28 protein-coding genes, 1 tRNA gene and 1 rRNA gene are annotated in these 25546 nt (G+C 34.7%); 23 read left to right on the top strand and 7 right to left on the bottom strand.

Going from position 1 to position 25546, the window contains the following annotated elements:
* Window positions 1–5: 5 nt before the first annotated feature.
* The gene (gene pheS, locus YN1551_RS03715) at window positions 6–1403 is read right to left on the bottom strand and encodes a phenylalanine--tRNA ligase subunit alpha (protein ID WP_012714140.1); all 1398 of its coding nucleotides are present in this window, start codon (window positions 1401–1403) and stop codon (window positions 6–8) included.
* Between the two features lie 5 nt (window positions 1404–1408).
* The gene (locus YN1551_RS03710; RefSeq protein ID WP_012717213.1) at window positions 1409–2092 is read right to left on the bottom strand and encodes a metal-dependent hydrolase; all 684 of its coding nucleotides are present in this window, start codon (window positions 2090–2092) and stop codon (window positions 1409–1411) included.
* 53 nt (window positions 2093–2145) lie between these two features.
* Between YN1551_RS03710 and map the strand changes: the two genes are divergently transcribed.
* The 10 genes from map (at window position 2146) to lysS (ending at window position 10723) form a co-directional block, all read left to right on the top strand.
* Window positions 2146–3051, top strand: coding sequence for a type II methionyl aminopeptidase (gene map, locus YN1551_RS03705; protein ID WP_012716485.1), 906 nt, complete (start codon window positions 2146–2148; stop codon window positions 3049–3051).
* 44 nt (window positions 3052–3095) lie between these two features.
* Window positions 3096–4226, top strand: a complete 1131-nt coding sequence (locus YN1551_RS03700) for a DUF1512 domain-containing protein (RefSeq protein WP_012717212.1) — start codon at window positions 3096–3098, stop codon at window positions 4224–4226.
* Window positions 4227–4421: a hypothetical protein gene (locus YN1551_RS03695; protein WP_012711995.1), complete on the top strand. Its 195-nt coding sequence runs from the start codon at window positions 4227–4229 to the stop codon at window positions 4419–4421.
* A gap of 33 nt (window positions 4422–4454) precedes the next feature.
* Window positions 4455–4573: ribosomal RNA gene (rrf, locus tag YN1551_RS03690) — 5S ribosomal RNA — on the top strand.
* A 40-nt stretch (window positions 4574–4613) separates the two neighbouring features.
* Window positions 4614–5813 (top strand): HD domain-containing protein, encoded by a 1200-nt coding sequence (locus tag YN1551_RS03685; protein ID WP_012714144.1) that lies wholly within the window; start codon window positions 4614–4616, stop codon window positions 5811–5813.
* On the top strand, window positions 5810–6496 hold the full coding sequence (locus YN1551_RS03680) for a phosphoglycolate phosphatase (protein ID WP_012711997.1): 687 nt from the start codon (window positions 5810–5812) through the stop codon (window positions 6494–6496). Before YN1551_RS03685 ends, YN1551_RS03680 begins: the two co-directional genes overlap by 4 nt.
* Window positions 6483–8210, top strand: coding sequence for a glutamate--tRNA ligase (locus tag YN1551_RS03675; RefSeq protein WP_012716487.1), 1728 nt, complete (start codon window positions 6483–6485; stop codon window positions 8208–8210). Before YN1551_RS03680 ends, YN1551_RS03675 begins: the two co-directional genes overlap by 14 nt.
* A gap of 391 nt (window positions 8211–8601) precedes the next feature.
* On the top strand, window positions 8602–8985 hold the full coding sequence (gene rpl7ae / locus YN1551_RS03670) for a 50S ribosomal protein L7Ae (protein ID WP_012711999.1): 384 nt from the start codon (window positions 8602–8604) through the stop codon (window positions 8983–8985).
* Between the two features lie 63 nt (window positions 8986–9048).
* Window positions 9049–9187: transfer RNA gene (locus YN1551_RS03665), tRNA-Trp, on the top strand.
* A 57-nt stretch (window positions 9188–9244) separates the two neighbouring features.
* A complete protein-coding gene (lysS, locus tag YN1551_RS03660) occupies window positions 9245–10723 on the top strand; it encodes a lysine--tRNA ligase (protein ID WP_012717211.1) in 1479 nt (492 codons plus the stop codon).
* On the opposite strand, the gene YN1551_RS03655 is transcribed toward lysS, so the two are convergent.
* Window positions 10704–11858, bottom strand: a complete 1155-nt coding sequence (locus tag YN1551_RS03655) for a site-2 protease family protein (RefSeq protein ID WP_012714146.1) — start codon at window positions 11856–11858, stop codon at window positions 10704–10706. The two genes, lysS and YN1551_RS03655, sit on opposite strands and share 20 nt — an antisense overlap.
* On the opposite strand from YN1551_RS03655, the gene YN1551_RS03650 reads away from it, so the two are divergent.
* From YN1551_RS03650 to YN1551_RS03640, 3 genes are read left to right on the top strand one after another with little or no spacing between them, the layout of a single operon-like run.
* Window positions 11832–12488 carry a nucleotidyltransferase domain-containing protein gene (locus tag YN1551_RS03650; protein WP_012714147.1) on the top strand — a complete coding sequence of 219 codons (657 nt, stop codon included), beginning with the start codon at window positions 11832–11834 and terminating at the stop codon, window positions 12486–12488. The genes YN1551_RS03655 and YN1551_RS03650 overlap by 27 nt on opposite strands.
* Window positions 12481–13059, top strand: a complete 579-nt coding sequence (locus YN1551_RS03645) for a DUF1122 family protein (RefSeq protein WP_012712003.1) — start codon at window positions 12481–12483, stop codon at window positions 13057–13059. The genes YN1551_RS03650 and YN1551_RS03645 overlap by 8 nt, the downstream gene beginning before the upstream one ends.
* Window positions 13007–14059 carry a radical SAM protein gene (locus YN1551_RS03640; protein ID WP_012716490.1) on the top strand — a complete coding sequence of 351 codons (1053 nt, stop codon included), beginning with the start codon at window positions 13007–13009 and terminating at the stop codon, window positions 14057–14059. The genes YN1551_RS03645 and YN1551_RS03640 overlap by 53 nt, the downstream gene beginning before the upstream one ends.
* On the opposite strand, the gene YN1551_RS03635 is transcribed toward YN1551_RS03640, so the two are convergent.
* Window positions 14030–15064: an mRNA surveillance protein pelota gene (locus tag YN1551_RS03635; RefSeq protein ID WP_012714149.1), complete on the bottom strand. Its 1035-nt coding sequence runs from the start codon at window positions 15062–15064 to the stop codon at window positions 14030–14032. The genes YN1551_RS03640 and YN1551_RS03635 overlap by 30 nt on opposite strands.
* Window positions 15065–15082: 18 nt before the next feature.
* Between YN1551_RS03635 and rimI the strand changes: the two genes are divergently transcribed.
* The gene (rimI, locus tag YN1551_RS03630) at window positions 15083–15538 is read left to right on the top strand and encodes a ribosomal protein S18-alanine N-acetyltransferase (protein WP_012717210.1); all 456 of its coding nucleotides are present in this window, start codon (window positions 15083–15085) and stop codon (window positions 15536–15538) included.
* 51 nt (window positions 15539–15589) lie between these two features.
* Entirely contained in the window at window positions 15590–17881 is a 2292-nt protein-coding gene (locus YN1551_RS03625) for a DNA-directed DNA polymerase (protein WP_012717209.1), read from the top strand.
* Here YN1551_RS03625 and dnaG read toward each other — a convergent pair.
* From dnaG to YN1551_RS03610, 3 genes are read right to left on the bottom strand one after another with little or no spacing between them, the layout of a single operon-like run.
* On the bottom strand, window positions 17868–19076 hold the full coding sequence (dnaG, locus tag YN1551_RS03620; protein ID WP_012712008.1) for a DNA primase DnaG: 1209 nt from the start codon (window positions 19074–19076) through the stop codon (window positions 17868–17870). The genes YN1551_RS03625 and dnaG overlap by 14 nt on opposite strands.
* A 19-nt stretch (window positions 19077–19095) precedes the next feature.
* Window positions 19096–20181 carry a tyrosine--tRNA ligase gene (locus tag YN1551_RS03615; RefSeq protein ID WP_012717208.1) on the bottom strand — a complete coding sequence of 362 codons (1086 nt, stop codon included), beginning with the start codon at window positions 20179–20181 and terminating at the stop codon, window positions 19096–19098.
* A 45-nt stretch (window positions 20182–20226) separates the two neighbouring features.
* Window positions 20227–20580: a hypothetical protein gene (locus YN1551_RS03610; protein WP_012712010.1), complete on the bottom strand. Its 354-nt coding sequence runs from the start codon at window positions 20578–20580 to the stop codon at window positions 20227–20229.
* A 205-nt stretch (window positions 20581–20785) separates the two neighbouring features.
* On the opposite strand from YN1551_RS03610, the gene YN1551_RS03605 reads away from it, so the two are divergent.
* From YN1551_RS03605 to YN1551_RS03570, 8 genes are read left to right on the top strand one after another with little or no spacing between them, the layout of a single operon-like run.
* Window positions 20786–22063, top strand: coding sequence for an AIR synthase related protein (locus YN1551_RS03605; protein ID WP_012717207.1), 1278 nt, complete (start codon window positions 20786–20788; stop codon window positions 22061–22063).
* Between the two features lie 20 nt (window positions 22064–22083).
* Entirely contained in the window at window positions 22084–22584 is a 501-nt protein-coding gene (locus YN1551_RS03600; protein ID WP_012716492.1) for a 30S ribosomal protein S13, read from the top strand.
* A 10-nt stretch (window positions 22585–22594) separates the two neighbouring features.
* On the top strand, window positions 22595–23140 hold the full coding sequence (locus tag YN1551_RS03595; protein WP_012712013.1) for a 30S ribosomal protein S4: 546 nt from the start codon (window positions 22595–22597) through the stop codon (window positions 23138–23140).
* Window positions 23124–23522, top strand: a complete 399-nt coding sequence (locus tag YN1551_RS03590; protein ID WP_012712014.1) for a 30S ribosomal protein S11 — start codon at window positions 23124–23126, stop codon at window positions 23520–23522. Before YN1551_RS03595 ends, YN1551_RS03590 begins: the two co-directional genes overlap by 17 nt.
* 11 nt (window positions 23523–23533) lie before the next feature.
* Entirely contained in the window at window positions 23534–24331 is a 798-nt protein-coding gene (locus YN1551_RS03585; RefSeq protein ID WP_012714155.1) for a DNA-directed RNA polymerase subunit D, read from the top strand.
* Window positions 24328–24687 (top strand): 50S ribosomal protein L18e, encoded by a 360-nt coding sequence (locus tag YN1551_RS03580; RefSeq protein WP_012717206.1) that lies wholly within the window; start codon window positions 24328–24330, stop codon window positions 24685–24687. The genes YN1551_RS03585 and YN1551_RS03580 overlap by 4 nt, the downstream gene beginning before the upstream one ends.
* Complete coding sequence (locus YN1551_RS03575; protein ID WP_012716493.1) at window positions 24684–25133, top strand: 50S ribosomal protein L13; 450 nt, start codon at window positions 24684–24686, stop codon at window positions 25131–25133. The genes YN1551_RS03580 and YN1551_RS03575 overlap by 4 nt, the downstream gene beginning before the upstream one ends.
* A complete protein-coding gene (locus YN1551_RS03570) occupies window positions 25130–25543 on the top strand; it encodes a 30S ribosomal protein S9 (RefSeq protein ID WP_012717205.1) in 414 nt (137 codons plus the stop codon). Before YN1551_RS03575 ends, YN1551_RS03570 begins: the two co-directional genes overlap by 4 nt.
* Window positions 25544–25546: the final 3 nt, after the last annotated feature.

The following is a 25546-nucleotide window of genomic DNA, read 5'->3' as shown; positions in this document are numbered from 1 at the left end:
TTATATCACTCTATTTTCACTTTCATATCCCTTATATATTCTATATTATTCGAATAAAGTAATCTAATATCGCTAATGTTCAGAAAGCTCATAGCGAGCCTTTCAATTCCTATGCCCCAAGCTCCGGCTATGCTGTCTATTCCAACCGAACTTAGTATTTCTGGCCTTAACAGTCCAGCTCCACACATCTCCACCCAACCCAATTTTTCCAGATATCCATAGGCTTCTACGCTAGGTTCCGTAAATGGGAAGTATGCTGGTTTAAATTTGATTTCTTTAATTCCTAACCTATAAAATATTTCCTTTAGAACACCTAATAGCTCCCTAAACGTGAAATTATCATCTATAATTACACCATCTAATTGGTGAAATTCTATCAAATGAGTTGCATCTATTGCGTCTGGTCTGAAGACTTTACCTAAAGTGAACAGTTTTTGAGGTGCCTTTGGTCTTGAGGCTAGGACTCTTGCAGTTGTAGCTGTAGTTTGGCTTCTTAACATTAACCTTAGCGTAATATCTTGTTTCCATTCGTACTTCCAGAATTTCTCGTGAATTTCCTTTACATTACTTAGCAACTCTTTATCCTCTATATTTCCCAAACCCTCTACTGCAAAGCTATCGTGAATTTCCCTGGCTGGATGATCTTGAGGTTGAAATAGAAGGTCAAAATTATAAAATTCCATTTCAATATACCCTGTATTAATCTCTTTAAATCCTAAGCTAATCATAATATCCTTGACTTTTTCTAGGAATTCTCTAAAATAATGTTTTTTACTAATAGTATAATAGGGAGGAAATGCTTCTACATTATACTTTCTAAGTTTATACTTTTTCCATTCACCACTAACTATCATTTCTCTAGTAAGATTTGAAATCCCGATCTCTGACTCTTTAGGTTCTTTTACTAACTTCACGTTTACAATTTTCCTTTCCTTTTCTTCTATAAGCCCCCTTTTTTTAAGCAAATTTATTGTATTAATATCAGCTTTTTCAAGATTTAATAGAGCAAGATATTCGGGTGATGTATAAGTTTTTACTTTAGGTATTACTTTTCCTTCTTTTATCTCTATTAATCCCTTTCTCTTTGCCCAACTAATTGCAATATTAAAGTCCTCATCAAGAGTATTTTTTATCTCGTTTAGATCTTTTTCTTGTCCATTCAATGAATTTATTAAAATGTCTTCGGGCAGTCCGTTTTCCTTTCTTTTCCTTCCCTCTTCAGTTAATACATAATATTTCTCAGATATTATCTCCGTTTTTACATAACCCTTTTCTCTTAATAACTCAATTAAACTTAGGACCGAACTTTCTGGAATACCTATTTTTGTTGAAATTTCTATAGAATTTGTTCTTTTAAGATCTTTTAAAAAAAACAATATCTTAGCTTCGTTCTCACTTAACATTCATATCACAACGTTATAGTTTGACCAGGTTGTAACACTATGGGATTATATCCTTTGTTTTTAACTAGTTTAACAAAGTCATTTACGTCAACTTTTATTAGATCCCAAGTATTGTAGTGTATTGGTATCGCGCCTTTTTTAGGCTTAATAAACTCAACGCTTATTGATGCTTGATAGGGGTCCATTGTAAACCTTCCACCTATTGGCAATAGTGCGTAATCAGGCTTAAATACTTCTCCAATTAATTTCATGTCCTCAAATAATCCAGTATCTCCTGCATGGTATATCGTAATTCCTTCAGCCGATACTATTGCGCCAGTTGGATCACTATGTGTACTTGAATGCACAGCTTTGGTCAATGCAAGCTTTATTCCATCCACTTCTACAAATCCCCCTACATTAGCTGGGATAATACTTTCCTCGGATATTTTATAGGTCTCCGCCAAGTAAGCTTCCAAATCGTAAGTTGCGTAGAGTTTTGCCTTAGGATTCATTTTTAGTAATTCTAATGTATCTCCTAAGTGATCGTAGTGGTCATGAGTTACGATTATGATGTCCAAGTTATTTTTAAAATAGTCTATTTTTACCGGGCTTAATGGGTTATCCTTTATCATCGGGTCTATTATTACACTCTTATTTCCAAATATTAACAAGGTTGCTGCATGGCCTAACCATCTTAACTGTGCCATACAAAAGATTTTTATGAGAAAAAAATAAAGCTTATACCCCGAAAACTACATTCATGACTGAGGATGAACTTAACAAGCTCTTATTAGCAGGAAAAATTGCAGCTAAGGCTAGAGATGAAGTTTCCTTAAACGTTAAGGCTAATGCCAAGGTTTTAGATATTTGTGAAGAGGTTGAGAGTATAATACTCGAAAATAAGGCATTTCCATCATTTCCATGTAATATATCCATTAATTCAGAAGCAGCTCATTATAGTCCAGTTATAAATGATGAAAAGAGAATTCCGGAAGGTGCAGTAGTTAAGTTAGATTTGGGAGCTCATATTGATGGTTATATTAGTGATACCGCTACTACCATTAGTTTAGACGCTAAGTATCAAAGGTTGTTAGATGCCTCTAAAACCGCTCTTGAAGCTGCAATTGCTAATTTTAGGGCTGGACTAAGCGTAGGCGAGATAGGTAGAGTTATTGAAAAAATGATAAGAGCTCAAGGATATAAGCCGATAAGGAACTTGGGAGGTCATCTTATAAGGCGCTATGAACTTCATGCTGGCGTCTTTATACCCAATGTTTATGAAAGGGGATTAGGCGCTATACAATCTGATTCTGTTTACGCGATAGAGCCGTTCGCTACTGATGGGGGTGGTGAGGTAGTAGAAGGGAAGGATGTTACAATATATTCCTTAAAAAATCCCAATGTGAAAGGTCTTTCTGCGAGAGAGAGTGAACTGCTAGATTTTATATATACACATTTTAATTATCTGCCATTTTCAGAGAGATGGCTTAAGGAATTTTCTACCAATGTCGACGAATTAAGAAATAATATAAAAAATTTAATTAAAAAAGGTGTATTAAGAGGATATCCTATCCTACTTGAGATTAAAAAAGGCGTTGTTTCCCAGTTCGAGCATACCGTTATAGTTAAGGGCAATTCAATTATAGTGTCTACAAAGTCTCTTTGAAAAAAAGTTTAATTAATTCGAATGAGTAAAGGTTAACGATAAAAATGAGTTTAATTACTTTAGCACAAACATCTTTAAATCAAGCAAGTTCTCTTTACTACATTCTAACATATGTACTATTCTTTGTTTTATTATTTCTGCTATATTTGCCTGGTGTTAATACAAGGCTGACTGTATCGATGTTAGCTAGAGGTATAGAGGGTCAATTAAGTATGATTGAAAGATACTTGAATGAGTCCAAGAGTAAAATGGAGCAGTTATTAAAAGAAAGAGGTGTTCAAGATCCAAAACCATTTATTGAAAGAGTATCTGAAATGTTTATAATAGATCCAGTAAACGTAGAGCCAACGGATATAATAAGTAGAATGAAGCTATTGCTTAGAAGTGGAGAGGATAAGATAAGAGATCTTATAACCCTTATGGTTCCAAATATAGACAACGTTAATAGGAGTAAATTGGAAGTTTCTGCAGAAGTAGTAAATTCGTTGAATCTAATATACAAAGTAGTGAGGCATTACTTAATCTTAGCTAAAAAGCTAAATAGTGTGGTTCTTCTTTATCAATTACAATTTGTTGTTCCACAACTTGTCAAGATATCTGAAGCATACTCAAAGGCAATGAGTACTTTCATAAGAGGAATACCAGTAGGGGATTCATTAGGTCCCTTGGTGGCGGCTTATCTATTTATGAATGCTGATAAAAAATGGAATCCTAGTAGAGATACTGTAGCAGGAGAGGTGGAATTTGAAGGTAGAAGATTGGTCGTAATAAAGGCTGAGGGTCCTATGGCTACAGTAGGAAGGCCTGGGGAAGCAGTAGAGAATGCTGTAGAAGAGTATAAAGGTAAAGTTACAAGAATTATAACTATAGATGCTGCGTTGAAATTAGAAGGCGAAAATACTGGGGCCATAGCTGAAGGTACTGGAGTTGCAATGGGTGATCCAGGCCCAGAAAAGATAAGCATAGAGAGAGTTGCTGTAAGGTACAACATACCGATAGATGCGGTAATAGTGAAGATGAGCATGGAGGAGGCAATTACTGAAATGAGGAAGGAAATCTATCAAGCTGCACCTAAGGCATTGGAATTAGTAAAGAAGATAATTCTAGAAAGAACTAAACCTGGAGATATAGTAGTAGTAGTAGGAGTAGGGAATACTGCAGGGGTGGCTCAATAAATGTCCTCTAATCAACAACAAACTGTAAGCGTTTACACTGTGATTAAGTGCGTTAATGGGGACTATGAAACGGAGAGACCTTTCCAAGATGGAGATTATGTTCTTAAAGTAGTTGGCACTTGTCCAAAGGATGGACGTAACTTATATATAGTAGGTATATACGCAGTGGTGCCTGAGGAAAAGAAGGGTAGTTAATTTTTTATATATGTTATGAGTACTTAATCTTGCCCACCCGGCCACAGTGAGCGGGCAACACCCGGACTCATTTCGAACCCGGAAGTTAAGCCACTCACGTTGGTGGGGCCGTGGATACCGTGAGGATCCGCAGCCCCACCAAGCTGGGATGGGCTTTTATATTTCTCTGATTTTAAGATTAGTCTGAGTTGAATGAAGAAAGTATATGACGAGATTTATGCCTATATTAAACTTGATGATAGAGAAGCCAAGATAATAGACATGCCTGAGTTTCAACGCCTAAGGAGAATAAAACAGACAAGTTTAGCGTACCTGGTATATCCTGGTGCTACTCACACTAGATTTAGCCACTCATTAGGCACCTTTTATCTTACTACAATTTTAAGTGAGAAATTCAAACAACTAGGAATAATAACTGATGAAGAGTCAACCTATCTAAAGTACTCTGCATTACTCCACGATATAGGTCAATTTCCTTTTAGTCATAGTCTCGAGCCTCTATATCTAGAAAAAGGATTATCAAATAAGGATTTAAGATATATGATAATTTCCAAGTCCCCTTACTTTAGGGATTTTTTTGATAAAGAGTCAATTGACTACAATAAGATTCTAGATATTTTAAATGGAAATTCTATGATTTCATCAATTATAAACAGTGACGTAGATGTTGATAGGATGGATTATCTAGTTAGAGATTCGAGACACACAGGGGTGCAATTAGGCAATATTGATTTGTATAGACTTCTAGATACTATCTTCTATGGGAATAATAACGAAATTATTGTCCAAGATAAAGGCATATACAGTTTAGAGAACTTTTTCATATCCAGACTTCACATGTATCAGGCTGTATATTATCATAAGACGATAATAGGTTATGAGTTAATGCTGAGAGAAATTTTTAGAACTATTCATGATTGCTGCTATTCGTCAATTTTAAGCGTTGATAATTTAAGAGATCTTGTATATGATTCCTCAATATCCTATTGGGATGATGAATGGGTCTTCATGATCCTTTACACATATCTCTATTCCTCTAACTCTCCCCTTTATTTAAAAGACAAAATAAGGAATTTCTTGGATAGAAGAGGTCCTAAGGTCGTTTATGAAGAGGTCTCTTATAATAACGAGATGAAAGGAGGAGATGTTGAGATTAAGGAGCTAGTTGACCGATTAGAGAGAAATCAAATTCCTAGGACTTCAATATATCCCATTGAGGAAAAAATAAAAATACTCAGTAAGGATAAAATAAATATAATTTCGAAGAATAATGAGATTAATATAATTAAGTATAAATCCACGTTAATTAATCATATACCAGAGACTTTAACTATTAGAAGAATTTATGTAGATCATGAATACGCCAAGAGAGCTAGAGATGTCGTTCCATGATAAAATTAGTTTTAATGGATTTAGATGGAACGTTAACCGAAGATAGGGATTCTACGAGAATTGACCTAGATGCAATTTACGCAATAAGGCTCTTGCAGGAAAAAAGGATTAAAGTAGGTTTAGTTAGCGGAAATTCTTACCCAATCCTTAGAGGGCTTTACACATATCTTTATTTAGATGGTGGAATTGTCGCAGAAAACGGATGTATAGTATTTTACAAGGAAAAATATAGGTTATGTAAACAAATGGATAAGAGTCTAGTAATTGAATTTAAATCTCTATTTAAGTTAAGGGATACATGGCAAAATGAGTATAGAGAATGTGATTTTGGTTTCGTCCCCGCAAAATTAACTGATGAAATGATAAATTGGGCTAAAGAAAAGAATCTGTATATTAAAAGTAGCGGATATGCTGTTCATATTGCATATAATGCAGCAGGGAAAAGTGTAGGAGTGGAAAAGTTGCTTCAATTACAAGGTTTAAAGAAAGAAGATGTAGCAGCTATTGGTGATTCGTCAACTGATATAGAATTGTTTCAACAAGTAGGATTTAAAGTAGCAGTAGGAAATGCGGATGATGAACTGAAAGATATAGCTGATTATATAACAAGTAATAAAAGCGGAAAAGGTGTAAGGGAATTTGTGGATAAATTACTAAAAGGGGAGCTTGATGTCATCAAGTGAACTACGGGAAATTATATATAAATACGCTCTTCAAAACGCGGTAAAGCATGATGGTAAAGCTGAAGCGGGCCCGGTGATGAGTAAGATCATAGCAGAGAGGCCGGAATTAAGATCTAATGCAAAAGAAATAGTAAAAATTGTCAAGGAGATTATAGATCAAGTTAATTCACTAACCTTGGAGCAACAAATAGCTGAAATTGAGACTAAGTATCCTGAGTTATTAGAAGAGAAGAAGCACGAAGAAAAAAAGAAAATATTACCACCCCTTCCTAACGTTAGAGGACAAGTGGTAACTAGATTCGCACCTAATCCAGACGGTCCTCTTCATTTAGGAAATGCCAGAGCTGCTATCTTATCTTACGAATACGCCAAGATGTATAACGGTAAATTCATACTGAGGTTTGATGATACGGATCCTAAGGTTAAAAGACCAATTCTAGACGCATATGATTGGATTAAGGAGGATCTAAAATGGTTGGGGATTAAATGGGAACAAGAGCTTTACGCTTCAGAGAGACTTGAGGTATACTACAAGTATGCTCGTTATCTGATAGAAAAGGGACATGCTTATGTTGATACATGTGATTCTAGTACTTTCAAGAAGTTTAGAGACAGTAGAGGCAAGATGAGGGAGCCAGAATGTCTACATAGAAGCTCTTCACCAGAGAGTAACCTAGAACTTTTTGAAAAAATGCTAGAAGGAATGTTCAAAGAGGGAGAAGCTGTGGTTAGGTTAAAGACCAATTTAATGGATCCGGATCCCTCTCAAATAGACTGGGTAATGCTTAGGATAATTGATACTACTAAAAATCCTCATCCACGAGTAGGGAGTAAGTATTATGTATGGCCTACCTATAACTTCGCTTCTATAATAGATGATCATGAACTTGGTGTTACTCATATATTAAGAGCTAAAGAACATATGTCGAATACGGAAAAACAGAGGTACATTTCTGAGTATATGGGATGGGAATTTCCAGAAGTCTTACAGTTTGGGAGACTAAAACTTGAGGGTTTTATGATGAGTAAGTCGAAAATAAGAGGAATGCTAGAGAAGGGTGCCAATAGGGATGATCCTAGGCTACCAACTTTGGCTGGACTCAGAAGAAGGGGAATCTTACCAGATACTATTAAAGATGTGATAATTGATGTTGGAGTAAAGGTAACTGATGCTACTATAAGTTTCGAAAACATTGCTGCGATTAATAGGAAAAAATTAGATCCAGTAGCTAAAAGAATAATGTTCATAAAAGATGGGGAAGAGTTTGCCATTGAGCTACCTCAAACGTTGAAAGCTAAGATACCCTTAATTCCTTCTAAACAAGAGGAAGTGGATAGAACTATCATTGTTAATTCTGGTGATAAAATTTTGATAGAATCTATCGATGCAGAGGATGGTAGCGTATTGAGGTTAATGGAGTTGTGTAATGTCAGAGTTGATAAGCGTAATCGTAAGCTTGTTTTTCACAGTAAGACGTTAGATGAGGCTAAGAAAGTCAATGCAAGAATAGTTCAATGGGTAAAATCGGACGAAAAAGTTCCAGTAATAGTAGAAAAAGCGGAAAGAGATGATATAAAAATAATAAATGGTTATGCAGAAAGAATTGTAAAGGATTTGGAGATAGATGAAATTGTGCAATTTTATAGATTTGGATTTGTAAGAGTGGACAAGAAAGACGGTAATATGGTCTCTGTAATCTTTTCACACGATTAATCTCCTCCATGTAATCCAAGGAGATTTTTATTATCGATTTAACGTTATACCTATCATTTAAGTGGCACATGAGAGGAACATAGATAGTGTCATCATTAAGCTATTTATATTTCTATATTAAAATAAGGCATATAATAACTTTATCTTAGTATCTTCTCGACCCAGAGATTAGCCTCAATTAATGAAATTATATACAAATGACGACACTATCGGAACATAGAACAAAAACTCTCAATATAAATATAGAAATTTATATTTATAGACTCCAAAACCTGGATGACACCTATCTCCACCTAAAAGGGCTAAGCTTTTGCTTTATTCTATAGTAAACTTTATTTTTTGCTAATACTTTTAAAGAGTTGCGTGACGAAACTAGAGGAGGATGAACGCGATGTCAAAAGCTAGTTATGTTAAGTTTGAAGTACCGCAAGATCTAGCAGATAAGGTATTGGAGGCAGTAAGAAAAGCTAAGGAAAGTGGAAAAATAAAGAAAGGTACAAATGAGACAACAAAAGCAGTAGAAAGGGGACAAGCTAAATTAGTAGTTATTGCTGAAGATGTACAACCAGAGGAAATAGTTGCACACTTACCATTGCTATGCGATGAGAAAAAGATACCTTATGTGTACGTTTCCTCTAAAAAAGCTTTAGGTGAAGCTTGTGGGTTGCAAGTGGCTACAGCATCTGCTGCTATCTTAGAGCCTGGCGAGGCTAAGGATTTAGTTGACGAAATAGTTAAGAGAGTAAACGAAATTAAAGGTAAAACTTCAAGTTAAATCCAACAATATTTTTTACCAGTAAACTTATTTTGTTTTTAGTCCTATCTAATAATTAGTTATGGGCCCGTAGCTTAGCCAGGTAGAGTGCTGGGCTCCAGATATTAATGCTAGACATTGGGTCTAAAGACCCTTTATGGGGATGAAGTGTATCTGGAGAGGAGAGACCCAGTGGTCGCGGGTTCGAGTCCCGCCGGGCCCATACATCTAAACGAAAAAGAAGACAGACTTTAATTTTTGTCAAGTTATCTAATTGTTGATGAACTGGGACGAAAGGAGAATAAAAATCGTTGAAGAATTAAGAAAAAATGGCATTGAGCCATATCCTCATAAATACGAAATAACACATTTAATCAAAGATATTAAGCTTCTTGCATCATCACAAGGTAACAAATCCCATGAGCCATTTATGTTTAATATATCTACAGCAGGGCGTGTAGCTAATATCAGAAGGCATGGAAAAGCATCATTTGTAGATATATTTGATGAAGGTGAGAAATTACAAATATATATGAGGGTTGATGAGCTTAAAGAGAAATATGACAGATTCTTCACATACGTTGGTAGAGGGGATATAATAGGTGTAAGAGGTGATTTATTTTATACCATGAAGGGAGAATTAAGCCTACTCGTAAAGGATTACCAATTATTATCGAAAGCCCTTATAGAACCTCCAGATTGGTCTAAACTTTCCCCAGAATTTAGATATGCGCATAGATATGTGGATTTCCTCTATAATGATAGTGCTAGGAAGGCTATGGAAATAAGATATATGATCATAAGAGAAATTAGAGAGTTTCTCTATTCTAAAGGCTTTATTGAAGTTGAAACGCCTATTGTTCAACCAGTATATGGTGGGGCATTAGCAAAACCGTTTAAAACACATGTAAATTACTTAAACGAAGATTGGTACTTAAGAATAGCATTAGAATTGTACTTAAAAAGGTATATAATAGGCGGATTTAACAAAGTTTTCGAAATAGGAAAGGTCTTTAGAAACGAAGATATTGATGTAACTCATAACCCTGAGTTTACTCTCTTAGAGCTCTATTGGGCATACGCTGACTACAATGATATAATGAATTTAACTGAAGATCTACTTAAAAGTGTGATCAAAAGGGTTACAAATAGTACTAAGGTAGCATATGGAAAATATGAAATAGACTTTGAAGCTCCCTTCAAGAGAATCAGTATGTATGATTCTTTATCTGAAATTTTAGGCAAGAACGTTGAAAATATGAGTGATGATGAACTTAAGGAGCTAATGAAAAAATATAATCTAATTCCTAGAGGAAACCAGTATGTTAGAGGTCTAATGATAGAGAAATTATTCGATAAACTAGTTACACCCACTTTAACCAACCCAACCTTTATAACTGATTATCCAATAGAGACTACACCCCTTTGTAAACCACATAGGAATAAACCTGGACTAGTAGAAAGATTCGAGATGTTCATAGCAGGCATGGAGATTGCAAATGCGTACACGGAACTGAATGATCCTATATTACAAGATAAACTATTTAGAGAAGAACAAGAGATGTTTAGAAGAGGAGATGAGGAGGCTCATCCTTACGATAAGGATTTTGTAAGGGCCTTGAGTTATGGAATGCCACCTACTGGAGGTTTAGGTATTGGTATAGATAGAATAGTTATGTTAGTGACAAATAATTACAGCATCAAAGAAGTTATTCCTTTCCCCATGATAAGTAGTAAGGTTATCCTAGAGGACGATTAGAGAGAAATATTGCAAATATAAAGATCAAGAAGAATAGTGACTGTAAATAATATGAAATTTTTTCGCCGTTACTTTCTCCCAGTACTCTCTTTAATAATTCAGTGAAGAGTTTTCCTCCATCCGTTATTATAAGGGGTGCAGCATTAAATATAGCTAAGCTGAAATTCACTATAAATAGCCATGTAAAGAACGTTAAAATTGCAATCAAATAATCTGGAATATAATACGTTACATACACTCCCAAAAGGTGATCAAGTACGTTAACAGTTACATTACTCAAAGTACCATTAGGATGTTTAAGAGTTATAAAGACGGTATTGTATTTATAAAGAAGTTCATGAAGCTGGGATAATGTTGTTACACGATAACCATTTATATAGCATATCACATCACCGGCATGAATTGATGCATTAGCAGCCGGAGAGTTATTAACTATTCCCTCTATCATTATTCCTTGAGATAGTTCTGAAGGTAAATATGGAAGTTCAAAGGAAAACGGAAGTGCTATTAGTGCTAAAACCAAGTTAATCACTATTCCTGCAGCAATTATTTTAAGTTTTGCATCAGTTGTGGATTTATTAAAATCATCTTCGTCTGGTTCTACAAATGCTCCAGGAAATATTCCAAGTAATAGAACTCCTCCATTTTTTACCTTTACATTATTTGATGTGGCGGACAATGCATGAAAAATCTCGTGTATAGCTACTGAAACTCCTATAGCTAGTAATATGTAGGGTAACTGGGAAATACTTATCGTTAAACCTGGAATTATTGGTTTTAGCGCTATTGTCGGAGTTTGATTGGGTTTGATGGTCAGCATTTCTATTATTACATATAATATTGTTGAAATTCCAGCTATCATAAGTAAAAAACCTAAAGGTAGGGCAATTTTTTCATAAACTTTATAACCTTTTGATCTGGAAAATCTAGGAAACCAATATTCCCTGGCTTTTTTCCTCCATAATATAAAAAATGGATAAACTGTTAGGTTATATTTCTCTAGTTTTCTTCTAAAAACATAGATAATTAGCCAAAAGGATAAGAATATCGTTACAGCTAGGTATATTTGATCCACAAATCTAATAATGTATTTAGAAATTAAAAAGATGTGCAAATAGATTATACGGAGCGTCATTGGAAAATCTTAAATGGCAAGAGAAAGATAGCCATTGAAATACTTTCACTCTTGAAACAATATGGGATGGAAGGCTATGTTTATGGTTCTGTTGCTCGTGGTGATGTGAATGAGAAAAGCGACGTAGATGTTATAGTATTTAACCCTAATCAAATCGTATTGGATACACTTAATGTAAATCATAAGTATATCGTTCAAGCTACACCAAATTCCGCGCCTAAGGCATATTTATCAATAGATGAAGAAGAAACTATAGTTATTTCCTTTCCATTGGGCAGATTAAGGAGAAATGAGATTGAGTTTTATTCATTTGGCGGTCTAGTAGATTTAAAGGATCTTCTAGAAAATAGAAGAGTCCCTGGCGTTAATAAGAAACTAATGCTAATAATCCCAACTGAAAACGGTCATATGGAAATTCCATTGGAAGGAAATGAGGATTACGTTTCAAAACTTCTTAAGATTTCACTAGATACTATAATGGAGAGAAAAAGGTTATTGACTAAGAGAATTGAGCGAGGACACACTGGCATTTTTTTGAGATATGATTTAAGCGGTAACGAAAGTATTTATGACGCATTTAACAAGATGTATAAGTCCAACAAATTTTTCAAGAGGATGGTAGATGTCTGAGCTTAATGGAGTAAGTCTTAGTTTATATTATAAGTTAGAAGTAAGAGATTTGAAAAATACTCATATAAAGGAACTTGTATCATTTAATCTTGTATTAAACGATGGTAGTCAAATAGGTAAATGTAATTACTTTAGCGGCAGGGGTTACTATACTCCTTGGTTAGAGATAGACTACTATCCTATTCTAAGAAATGAAAATCTAGAGGAAAATTTTTTCAAGGTTATATATAACTTCCTCTCTCCAGGAGGAAAACTATTTGTAACCTACATTAGGGATAATGAAACCCGTGAGATGCTATATAAGGGCACTCACCCTGTTGAGACTCCTCTAGGTTTATCATTATTATTAGCAGGCTTCACTTGGTTTAAAGATTGGTATTTTCCGGAGGGTGGTAACGAGGGCTTTCCTAAGCTACAGTCAAATAAGCCCCTTAATGGTTATGAGGGAGTCAGACAGCTAGAGGTAATAAGAGAAGAAATTAAAAACGTGAATATCATTAAAAGGATAGATGAGTTAATTGACCATTATAGGAAATCCAGAGATAGGACTATACACTGGAAAATTACCTAAAGGATGTGAACTCTGTAGGTTAGGAGGTAAATTAGTCCTCTTTATCACTGGCGAATGCGATGACAACTGCTATTATTGTCCCGTAAGTGATGACAGATTTGGAAAAAATAGGATATTTGCAAATGAGACTGAAGTAAAAGACGCTATGGACGTCATATATGAGGCATATAGGATGAAAGCTCTAGGTGCGGGAATAACTGGTGGTGATCCTATTCTTGAAATAGGTAGAGTAATTGAGATTATTGACAAACTAAAGAATGAATTCGGTTCGGATTTTCATATTCATCTTTACACTACTGGACGTTATGTTAATGACGATGTAATGAAGGAGCTGGTTAGTGCAGGGCTGGATGAGATACGTTTTCACCCAGTAAAAGAGCTATATCTAAATGCAGTAAAGATAGCTTTAAAGTACGATATTGATGTAGGTTTAGAATTACCAGCTATTCCGAACGAGGGGTATAAAATTGTCAGATTAGTTAAATGGGCTGAGGAAAATAATGTTAAGTTTGTAAATTTAAATGAGCTAGAGCTAAATGCTAGGAACTATTTGAATCTAAATAGTAAAGGTCTTCATGCTAAACATGGAATAACGGGAGTAGAAGGTAGTTTTGATACTGCCTTAGATGTTCTAAAAAAATTTGAAGAAGACAAAAAGATTACTGTCCATTATTGTAGTTCTGTTTATAAAGATCTGGTGGAAACTAGAACTAGATTTTTTAGAATAATCAAATATAATTCAAAACCCTATGAGGAGTATACTAATGAGGCCACAATTGTAAGAGCTATAGTTAAGACCAACCATAAGATTCCCTCATTGGAGAATTTTGGTGAGTTTAATGGTTCAAATGAATACTCTGTTTCGCCAAGTATTATCAAAGATCTATTAAATGAGTACACTGATTTAATAGACGAAATTTATATAGTTGAGGAGCACCCTGATTCACGAAGATTAAGAGTAGGAGAGAAGCTAATTTATTCTAAATCTAAGAATAGCTAATATACCAGTAAGATTCTTTAATTCAAAATAGATTGGCGATTCTTTAGGCACTAATATTATCTCCCCCCTTTTATTTTCTATATCCTCAAGAATTCTTTCAATTGCTAGCCTTTCTTGATTGTTTGAAGATAATAGGTCTTCGATCAGTAAAACTGTTTCTACAGCACCCATTTCGACAGCATTCTTCACTTGTTCCAAGCCATAGGTCACTAGTTCTGGTTGTTTCGCCAAAAGTTCCATAGCCTTTTCCATTTTCTTAGCTCCTATTGCAATCTCATAATCTGACATTATCTTGTCTATTATATCTCTCTTCAATATCTCATGAAGACCAGCCCTAGTGGCCGATGATACGCTATCAATATAAACCTTCTTATTTTTTAAAATATTATTTACTTTTTTAGCAACTTCCTCTTTAAAGAATCCAGGCCCAGCTAGTAGTATAGCATCTGGATTGTATTGTTTCACATACTCTGCAAGCTCCGTTGCAACCTCCAACGCATTTTGCTCTATTATTCCTTCTTCTTCATTTAATGATCTTAATGATTTCTCCGAGAGTATCTTTATCCCTTGCTCAAATGGTATTGCAATTAAATACTCATCAAAATCTACCAATGCAATTATTATCTTGCTTCTCTTATCAGCTTGCTTCTTAAGTTTATCTAACGCATACTTATTCCATTGTTGTTTTATAATAATAATCTCATCTCCTATATCTAAATTAATAGTATGATGAGCTCCTCTTATTCCAAATCTTTCAGGAGCATCTTCTATTATTCCATGAATTCGTAATCTATTTGTGAACTCTTGAAACTCTGTATAATCTACTTTAAGGACAATGGTCATTGGTATTCTTCTACTCTCCTTTCCCAATCCTATATCTCGGGTAGTTTTAGCTACTACTTTATCACCTTTTTCTAGAATTAAATGTAAAATCCATAAATCGTCCTCTGACTCTATATGTAGTTTGGCTGCTTGGCGTTTCTCATCAAATTCTAATATCCTCACAAATTATAGTTTCATAGCATGGTAATTATAACTGATGCAACAGAGGCGGATTTAGGTCAGATATTCCAGATAGAGACGGAAAGCTTTGACGATCCGTATCCCTATTCGTTATTAAGGACATATTTGTTTCTTGCGAATAAACTTTACTTGGTTGCAAAAGAAGGAGAGAAAATAATAGGGTATATAATAGGCATAATTCAATATGGCTATAGAGGGCACATCGTTTCAATAGCTGTAGAACCCGCATACAGAAAGAAGGGTATTGGCACCAAACTTCTGAGTGAGATTGAGGAAAGATTCAAGTTGAATGGAGCGAAATACTCATATTTAGAAGTCAATATTAATAACTTGCCAGCAATTTCCTTTTATCAAGAAAACGGTTATCTTATAATGTATATCCGTAGGAATTATTATGGAAGAAGTAAGCACGCGTTTGTGATGATAAAGAATTTATACTATAAATTTTTAGATTAATTGTTAGAAACTTTGAATAAATTAAAAAGCCAGTCATTTGGTTAGTAATATATGATTAAGGATTTCTTTATATTAGACTTCTCTTATGAAATCAAAGATAACATTCCACTAATTTACATTTGGAGCATTGATGATGAAGGGAACAGTTGCGTAGTAGTAGAGAGAAATTTTAAACCATATTTTTACCTCGTATATGAGGGTAATGGGGATGAAATAATTGAAAACATAAGAAAGAATTGTGAGGTTCTCCTAATTACTAAAGTTAAAAGGAAATACTTAGGTAATGTTGTAGATGCTCTACTTGTTCAAACTTCCACACCTACTCAAATTAAGAGGTGCAGAGAAAAGATCAGTAGGATAAATGGTATAAAAAGTATTTTCGATGCGGACATAAGGTTTACTATGAGATATTCAATAGATTTCGATCTAAGACCATTTACTTGGTTTAAGGCTGAAGTAAGTGAGGTAAAGCTGGAGGGTTTTCGCACAAAAAAAGTATATATTTTAGATAAAATTCTTTCGCACTATGAGGGTAAGATACCAGAATTAAGGGCTATTGGGATCGATTTTCAGATCTATAGTAAATATGGATCCTTGAACCCTAGAAAAGATCCAATAGTTGTTTTGAGCTTGTGGAGCAAGGAAGGTAGCATGCAGTTTAGTTTAGACGAAAGCATGGATGATCTTAAAATTATAAGGAAATTCGTTGACTACATATTGAATTATGACCCCGATATAATATATGTCTTTGACGTAGACGTCTTTCATTGGAAATATATTACAGAAAGAGCCAATTCGTTAGGAGTGAAAATAGATATAGGAAGGAAGATAGGCTCTGAAGTGAGTCAAGGTACCTATGGGCACTACTCGATTTCAGGGAGACTTAACGTAGATTTAGTTGGTCTACTAATGAATGAGAGATTAACTGGTCATGTAGATTTGATTGAAGTAGCGAATTATTTAGGTATATCTCCTAGGCGTGACTCCTTAAATTGGTATGAAATTTCAAGATATTGGGATGACGAGAAGAATAGAGATCTAGTCAAACAATATAGTTTAGAAAATGCTAAATCCATTTATCTATTAGGCAACTTTCTATTATCGCCTTATAGTGAACTGGTTAAGATAACTGGTCTACCTTTAGATAAATTATCAGTAGCTAGTTGGGGAAATAGGATCGAGGCTTCACTAATAAGGACCGCTGCAAAATCTGAGGAATTAATCCCAGTTCGAATGGATAATCCTAATCGTTCTTTAAAAATAAAGAAGACCGTTATTGAACCAAAGATTGGTATCTATAGCGATGCTTATGTTCTTGATATATCATCAGTTTATCTATCAGTAATAAGGAAATTCAATATAGGTCCAGATACTCTAGTCAAAGGGCAGTGCGATGATTGTTATGTGTCCACAATCTCTAATTACAAATTTAAGAGAGAACCGTCAAGTCTTTATAAAACATTTCTGGAAGAATTAAGTAATATTCAAGATATTAGAAAATTAGAGGTAATTGAAGAATTAATGTCATCATTTTATGATTATATTCATTGGATAAATTCAAGATGGTACTCAAGAGAGATTGCAAGTGCGGTAGACGAGTTAAGTTATGAAATAGTTAAGTTGGTTATAGATCTAATTAAAAACTCAGGTTTCGAAGCGATTTTAGCTAATGACCTTTTAGTATTTGTGAAAGGAGGATCTGGAGATAAACTGAATGAATTAATATTTAAGATAAATAGCCTATACGATCTTAACCTTAAGGTAAGGAAGATCTACAGATCATTATTAATCTTAGGTAATGATAGGTATGCAGGGTTATTAGAAGGAGATAAGATAGATATTGCAAGAATAGGTAAAGAGGATATGGATCTTTGTGAATTGGTTAGGAATGTAAAAAGAAAAGTTGTAGAAGAAATATTAATTAGTAAAGATGTTAAGAAAGCAGTAAAGTTAGTTAAGTCTGCTGTAATCAAGTTGAGGAGAGGGGAATTTAATATTAGGGAATTAATAACTTGGGTTCATATAGAAAAAGATCTTAGCGAGTACGATAAACAACTAGCTTTTGTAGTTGCTGCAAGAAAAGCTATTCAATCTGGTTATTTAATATCTAAAGATTCAAGAATAGGTTATCTTATAGTAAAGGGTCATGGTAGTGTTCATGATCGTGCAGAACCTTTTTTCTTTGTCAAGGAGAAAAACAGAATAGATATAGAATATTACGTTGATCAACTACTCAGAGAATCTCTAAAGGTACTCACACCTTTAGGAGTAAGTGAGGAGAGTTTGAAAAAAACTAATATAACTGATATACTAGATATGTTCGGGGCTTCTAAGAAGAAATAATGTCAGTAAATGTTAATATGTCGACGTTTTGTGGTCTCTTGTTTATTCCACCTATTCTAGCTCCTATTATCATCTTAATATTCTTTTGAGAGGCTAGATCTAGTAGTCTTTGAGTTATAACTCCATCAAATACTATATATGCTACTTTATTATCTTCGTAAGCCTCTAGCTTAGGTATTATATCTCGCACTTGAACTTTCTCAATTAAATTCCAATTATTATCGTAGAGAACACCTTCTAAAGTTCCTGGAAGTTTTTTGATCTCTTCTAAAACATTCTGTGGTAAAGTTATCTGCACTAGCTGTTGTGTAGCTTCAAGTTGTATTGGTTTTTCTTCTTTTGCAATCACATTTTTAGCTATCGCTTGTTCTGCCTCCTGAATCTTCTTTAGATATTGAGTTAATGGCATCATATTAGATAGTGCTTTTGCGATCTCCTTCCCTGTTAACTCTTCTACTTCTCTCCCTACTGGTGCTCTTGCTACAAAATCTATCTTTACATTATTACTCAATAATTCTTTGAGTATTAGATCTCCACCATGATCTCCGTCTAAAAACGCTATTACTGTCTTCTTCATCTTGGATAAACTAACTACTGTTTCTGGTATCCTTGATGTTGCCCCTTCTACAGCTATTACGTTTTTATAACCATATCTTAGTAAGTTTATTACGTCAGCTCTTCCCTCTACTATAATTAAATTAGGATCCTTATCCACATCTGGACCAGCGGGTAATCTTTCTGGTCCATACTCTGTTATTTCGCCTACTTTTACTGCACTGCTTATCTCGTTTATTACTTCCTTTATATCTAGTGATTTCTCTTTACTCCAGCTTGATAAGATTCCCTTTGCTCTTTCTATGATTTTTTTAAGTTTTTCAGCCCTAATGTCTTCTATTTCTATCAGTTCAAATTTTGAATTATATGGTCCTACCTTGTCTACGCTTTCAACCATTGCAGCAATTAACGCAGTCTCAATCCTGTCTAAGTTAGATGGTATTATTATTTCCCCTTCGCTTTTTCCTCCTTTAGTTCTAATCTCTACAATAATTCTTCCTAATCTTCCTTTATCTTGTAACTCTCTTAGGTCAAATTCGTCTCCAAATAGGTTTTCAGTTTGACCAAATATTGCGCCTATTACATCAGTTTTTTCGACAATACCTTCTACTTCAAATCTTAACTTTATATCATATTTCATTTGGAAGCTCACCTTTACATTACCTTGTTACACTTTTAGATATCTTCTGAATCATTTCCTCGAATTCGGGTTTCCTTTCTAAACTCTTTCTTATAGGTTCTAATATCTCATTTAATCTTCTCGCAGTAGCCTTCTTTAAATCCATCGGATGTATTTTTCCTTCAATATAAGCCCTTTCTAACTCCTCGTAATCCTTAAATTCAACGTCTCCACCATATCTAATATCTCTTTCAATCTTTACAAAATTATAACGTGGAAATATAATATACTTCAATATTTGAAGAATTGGATTATTTTCTGCTACACCTTTAGGACAATATGCACCCATTATCTTTCTCTCTACATCCTCTCTACTATCACTAACGAAGATCGCAGATTCTGGCTTTGACTTGCTCATTTTTATCTCAGCTTGTATGTCATCTTCTTCCATTCCCTCCGTTATGCTCATTCTCTGCCCTCCTTGAAGTCCAACTAAAAGTGGTGTATGTATCGATACTATCTTCTTCTTGCCCATTTTTTCTGCTACATCTCTTGCTAACATGTGGGCTTTTCTCTGATCTGTTCCTCCTAGTGCAATATCTAAATCTAGGTAAAATATGTCACTAACTTGCATGGCTGGATATATCAGTTTTGATGCGTCTATTTCCGCTTCTTCTGCTCTTCTCCCCATTATTGTTAGTGCTCTTTTTATTCTGGCTAGACTAGCGTTCTTAGCTACTTTTATTACAAGAGCCCAATAATCTTTCTCCTTAACCATATCGTCAGCATCAACTATGTTTAACTTAGTTGTGTCAACTCCGTAATTCTTTATTACTTCAACTGTGTAATCAGCTGCCATCTTTATTAGGCTTAGATCTCCACCTAACTTATCGTTAATCCACGCATGCCAAGTTGCTCTTAATAAGGTCATATTAACGCCTGCTTCCACTAAATCTTTCACTTTTTGCGTCCATATCAACCATCCAATGTGAAAGAGCCCACTTGGCTCAAATCCTATATAACCTTTTAATTTCTCTTCAGATTCTATTTTTTTCCTTAACTCATCTATAGTTATTATTTCAGCTGCATTTCTCGTTATAAGCTGTAACCTTTGATCGATACTCATAATCAGTTTCCCCAAAAAGTAAAAAGAAGTTTAAGTAAAAAAGCGCTAATCATCTTTGAATTGTTTCAAAAAGAGAACAACTGGATGCGTATTTCCCAGTTTTTTCTCGAGATCATCTATTACATATTCAAAATCGAGGTCCGTCTCAAGTATTCTCCTTAGAAGTACTTTGATGAATAAGTAACTGTTTAACATTACTTTTTCATTTAAAACAAATTTATGATCACTATCATCTTCATCTTTAAATAATTTAAACATAGTATAGTTATTACTATTATTGTTATTTGCCATTAAATTGTAAATGTAATCATCTACTAGTTTTTGAATACAACTTTCACTTTCACAATCATATAACTTTTCAAAAGGAGGTTTGTTTGTGGGTGGCAATTTTTGTCCCATATTTATTACGCTAATACTACTAAAAAAGCTATTATTATCCCGTTATTTTACGATAAACACGACCTTAATCACTACACAGATTCCTTTTGGTTACTAGTTGAAAAAATTAAGATATAATACTTTACTCTTATTGTATTTTAAAACCAAATACATCTAATCGTGTGATGGGAAAAATATATTATAATGGTATTACATTTTGCGTTTAATGGATTTGGAGGGAATAGTGAGAAGACTTTATCCAGACGTTGAAAAGGCAAAAACGAAACTAATAGAGGAAATAAGGTTCTATAAGGGTGATAGGTATAATGCAGAGGAGATCTCTAACGTTATTTTGACTGAGGTTATGAATTCCATGAAAGCTGATAGCATATTTGGTTTTCCTAAAACTAACATAAAAGCTGGAGAAGCAGGATTAGGATCTAGAGGTATAGGGGATAATTTAATACATACCAAGTTATTTGAATTGACTGGTAAGCAAATCGAAGAATATGATGACGCGGGAATAAGGGAAAACATAGTTGTTTCTATAGATGGTATTCATTCGAGGCTCTCTTATTTCCCGTTCCTAGCTGGTTTCTATGCTACCAGAGCAACATTGAGGGATATAATGGTCAAGGGAGCCTACCCATTAGGCCTAATCGTAGATATACATCTTTCTGATGATAGCGATGTAGGAATGTTAATAGACTTTGAGGCAGGCGTTACTTCAATTGGTAAAGCTTTAAATGTGCCAATATTAAGTGGTAGTACGTTAAGAATAGGTGGAGACTTAGTTTTAGGAGATAGAATAAGCGGGGCCGTAGGTTCAATAGGAGTATTGAAGTCTAAGGATTTCTTAAGAAGAAGAGTAACGAAAGGATTGAAAATACTCATGACTGAAGGAAATGGTGGTGGGACCATTGCCACTACAGCCATTTATAATGGTATGCCCGATGTGATTTCGGAAACGCTTAATATTAAGGACCTAATCACCTGTATCGTAGTTAGGGATCATTTGTCAAGTAATGTTTATTCTATGACAGATGTTACTAATGGCGGGATACGTGCTGATGCCTTGGAGGTTTCAAAAATAACCAACCTAAGTTTTGTGATAGATGATGAGAAGTTTCTTTCATTAATAAATCCAAAAGTAAGAAAAATGCTAGAAGAGATTAACATAGACCCCTTTGGTATATCAATCGATTCAATACTTATATTTACTGACAACCCAGATTTAGTTAAAGAGAGATTAGCTCAACATAATATTAGAAGTGAAGTCATAGGTTATATAGATGATTTTAGACAATATCCTATAATTACATATGGAGGAAAAGAACTTAAACCACAATTTAGGGAAAGTCCTTATACTCCTATAAAGAAATATATTGGGAATTATTCTCCTTATAGCATAGAATATATATCAAATCGTTTAGACTATGCTATAGCTGAGGCCAAAACAAAAATGGATAACATATTGAAAAACTTAAAAACTAGTTTTACATAGACCATACAAGCTGATACTTAATGAGTCAACAGTTTAAGTACGTTGTTAGAATTTTTGGACAAGATGTAGATGGAACTATGAAACTACCTTACGCCTTAGCAATGGTAAAAGGAATTGGTTATAATACTGCTAAAGCAATGATACTAAAACTAGGGATGGATCCAAACGCGAGATTAGGTGAATTATCTGATGCTGATATAAAGAAAGTTGAGTCTGTAATAAGTGATCATGCAATTAAAGGTTTACCTAGTTGGTTATATAATAGGCGTAAAGACTATGAGAGTGGCTTAGATCTTCATTTAGTTACTTCTGATCTAATCTTTTACGTAAGAAATGATATAGAAAGAGAGAAGAAGAGTAGAAGTTGGAGAGGAGTTAGGCATTCATTGGGCTTAAAGGTTAGAGGACAAAGAACAAGGACTACGGGAAGAACTGGTATGACTATAGGTGTAGCTAGAAAGAAAGCCGCACAACCCCAAGCTCAACAATCTTCTTCCCAACAACAACAGAAATCCTCTTAAGGTGATCTAGATGGGAGATCCTAAAAAAAGTAGGAAAAAATGGGAAAGTCCAGGTCATCCATGGATAAAAGAAAGAATAGGTTATGAGCAAGAACTGTTAGGAAAATACGGTCTAAGAAACAAAAGGGAAATCTGGATAGCACAGTCAATAATTAGAAAGTTTAGACACCAAGCAAGATCATTATTAGCATTGCCACCTGCAGAAAGGGCCGTCAGGGAGAAACAATTAGTCGGGAAGTTATTGAAGATGGGTTTGTTAAAGAGGGAAACTGCAACTGTAGATGATATTCTAAGTTTAACTGAGCAAGATCTATTGGAGAGAAGATTGCAAACTATAGTGTATAAGAAAGGATTAGCAAATACAACATATCAGGCTAGGCAATTAATAATTCATGGGCACATTGCGGTCAATGGTAAAAGAGTTACGTCTCCAGGTTATATTGTTAATGTAGATGAGGAAAATCTAATCGATTATTACGTTACTTCCTCATTTAAATCAAGACCACCAGTTATGGCACAACAGGAAGGAGGTGAAGCAGGTGTCAAGCAGGCGTGAAATTAGATGGGGAATAGCTCATATTTACGCATCACAAAATAACACTCTAATAACTATAAGTGATCTTACTGGCGCGGAAATCATCTCCAGAGCTAGCGGAGGCATGGTAGTGAAAGCGGACAGAGAGAAATCATCTCCCTATGCTGCAATGTTAGCTGCAAATAAAGCTGCTAGTGACGCCCTTGAAAAAGGTATAATGGCACTTCACATTAAGGTTAGGGCGCCTGGTGGATATGGTAGTAAGACGCCAGGACCCGGTGCTCAACCTGCAATTAGAGCATTAGCTAGAGCTGGATTCATTATAGGAAGGATTGAAGACGTGACGCCTATTCCTCATGATACTATAAGGAGACCCGGTGGAAGAAGAGGAAGAAGAGTATAGGCGGCTTATACATGTCAATTAATTTACTTCATAAGGATGATAAAAGGATAGATCTAGTTTTTGAGGGTTATCCTTTAGAATTTGTAAATGCAATTAGGAGAGCGACGATGCTTTATGTTCCAGTAATGTCTATTGACGATGTATATTTCATAGAGAATAACAGTCCTTTATACGATGAGATATTGGCACATAGGTTGGCTTTAATACCATTTACTTCAGAGGAAGCTTTAGATACGTATAGATGGCCAGAAGAATGTATTGAATGTACTGAAAACTGTGAAAAATGTTATACTAAGATTTACATTGAAGCGGAAGCATTGAATGAGCCTAAGATGCTATACTCTAAAGATATAAAATCAGAGGATCCATCAATAGTTCCAATATCTGGAGACATACCAATCGTGCTATTAGGTGCCAATCAAAAGATATCACTTGAGGCTAGGTTAAGATTAGGCTACGGAAAAGAGCACGCTAAGTTTATACCAGTTTCTTTGGCAATAGTTAGATACTATCCGAAAGTTGAGATACTAGGAAATTGTGAAAAAGCAGCTACTGTTTGCCCAGAGGGGGTATTTGAATTAAAAGATGGTAAACTCTCAGTAAAGAACGAGTTGGCTTGTACCCTGTGTGAAGAGTGTTTAAGATATTGCAATGGCTTAATTAGAATTTCGTCTATAGAGGATAAATATATTCTGGAGCTAGAAAGTGTTGGATCTCTTAAGCCAGAGAGAATTTTATTAGAGGCTGGTAAAAGCATTATTAGAAAGATTGAAGAATTAGAGAAGAAGCTAGTAGAGGTGATTAAATGAAGGTAACTGGTAGTACGAATATAATGGTTAGAAAGGTTATTAGAAATTTGGAAAAGTCTAAGAAACCATTGTGGAGAAAAGTAGCTGAAGAGTTATCGGCATCATCCAGAAAGAGGCCATATATTAACCTATACAAAATAAACAAGTACACTAGGCCCAATGACATAGTTGTTGTTCCAGGAAAAGTCTTAGGTATAGGTAAACTAGATCACGTAGTAACAGTTATTGCATTGGATTTCTCAAAATCCGCTATAGAAAAAATTAGAGCTTCGGGAGGTCAGGCTATGAGTATATATAAAGCTTTAGAAACCTTTAAGGATTTTAAAGGAAAAAATGTGAGGTTGATGAAGCAATGAGTACGCAAGTTCAAGAGCAAGAAGTAGTAATTAACGCTGAAGGTCAGATCTTAGGTAGAATGGCGAGTAACATAGTTAGATTATTAAAGGAAGGTAAAAAGGTAGTTATAGTAAATGGAGAAAAAGCAGTAATAAGTGGGGAGAAAAACAGAGTTATCGAGTCCTATAAATTACTTTTAACAGTAAGAACGCTTTTTAATCCTTATAGAAATGGGATTAGAAGGCCTAAATCACCGATAAATATAGTTAAAAGGACTATTAGAGGAATGTTACCTAAAAGTAGTAAGGGACGTAGAATGCTTAACAATGTTAAGGTATATATTGGAGTGCCGAAGGAATTTGAGGGGAGACAATTTATTAAATTCCCAGACGCTGATGTGAGTAGACTTAAAGGTAAGTATGTCACAGTAGAAGTAGTTGCAAAAGAGCTAGGGTGGAGTGGATGAGTGAGGAACAGAAAGTAATTATTTCCAGTGCTAGAAGGAAGACAGCTAGAGCTACATGTTATATATTACCCGGGAAAGGAAGAGTGTTCGTAAATAACATTCCAATTGAGTTAATACCAATTGAAATGGTAAGATTGAAAGTCATGGAACCATTACTTTTAGCTGGGAATGGCGTTAGATCAAAGATAGATGCCAAAATAGTAACTTATGGGGGTGGGATAATGGGCCAGACTGATGCAGCAAGGATGGCTTTGGCTAGGGCATTGGTTAAGTTCACTGGTAGTGATGAATTAAAGAAAATATATAGGGCTTATGATAGGACAATGCTAGCTGGAGATCCAAGGCAGACAGAATCAGAGAAATGGATGAGATATAGTGCAAGGAGATGGAGGCAGAAATCGTATAGGTGAATC

The sequence above is a fragment of the Sulfolobus islandicus Y.N.15.51 genome (genome assembly GCF_000022485.1).
Taxonomy (GTDB): Archaea; Thermoproteota; Thermoprotei_A; order Sulfolobales; family Sulfolobaceae; genus Saccharolobus; species Saccharolobus islandicus.
The sequence above is the reverse complement of the archived record's forward strand: the minus strand, read 5'-3'. Positions and strand labels throughout refer to the sequence as shown.